This is a genomic window from Pseudomonas sp. RA_35y_Pfl2_P32, from assembly GCF_963970735.1.
Classification (GTDB): domain Bacteria; phylum Pseudomonadota; class Gammaproteobacteria; order Pseudomonadales; family Pseudomonadaceae; genus Aquipseudomonas.
This window is the reverse complement of the sequence record NZ_CAXAQF010000094.1, coordinates 1-702: the sequence shown is the minus strand read 5'-3', so window position 1 is coordinate 702 and position 702 is coordinate 1. Positions and strand designations below refer to the sequence as shown.

Genomic DNA, 702 nt, shown 5'->3' with positions numbered 1-702 from the left:
GATCGCAACGCCGCGCGCCAGCGCCGCCGCCACCGCGTTGCGTAAGCGCTGCGCACGGGCGAGGCCGAGATAGTCGTTGGACGAGAAATCCAGCCCGGTGCGCGGTTGCAGGCGGCGGAGCCGCGCGGCGGAGTCGAGCGCCTTCAGGTCGTTCAGATGCGGTTCGAGGAGGGTCATGGGGGGCGCTATAGCGAAGCTGCGGGCGGACGCACGAGCTTGCGTGGGGGATTTTGATGGTGGGGTGGGGCGTAGCTTCCCTCGCTGACGGCGGCGGTGCGACTATTAAATCTACCGCGAGTTGAACATTCCTGCAGGTGCCAGTCCCCGATCAATGATAGCTCCGGAAGGGGCCGGACGTTTTGGTGATCGCCAAAACGCTGCTCGCCCTTGGCATTTACCGGCCACCGAGTAGTATGTGCGCTTTCCGACAAGGAACACCTGATCCAAGATGGCCGGCGACATACACGATCTCGACAGTTTTAAGGCGTTCCTGCGCGATCGCGCCCGAGAAACTTGGGATGAACGCCAGATTCCCTATTACCTCAGCATGGTAGCGACCGATCTAAAGCGACTGGGGAAAGGCTATCACGAGTTCACTGGACCGCTCAGACTTGCGCAATGGGCCGCGAGGGAAGAGATTCCCGGTACGAAACTGGCGACGCATCCGACCATCAAGGCGAAGGTCGGGTTTTTGCCTGAGCA

1 protein-coding gene is annotated in these 702 nt (G+C 61.5%); it reads left to right on the top strand.

Features of this window, described 5'->3' with window-relative positions; all coding sequences use genetic code 11:
• Positions 1 to 448: 448 nt before the first annotated feature.
• The coding region (locus AACY45_RS27250) for a hypothetical protein (RefSeq protein WP_339548531.1) at positions 449 to 702 on the top strand (254 nt) is incomplete at its 3' end.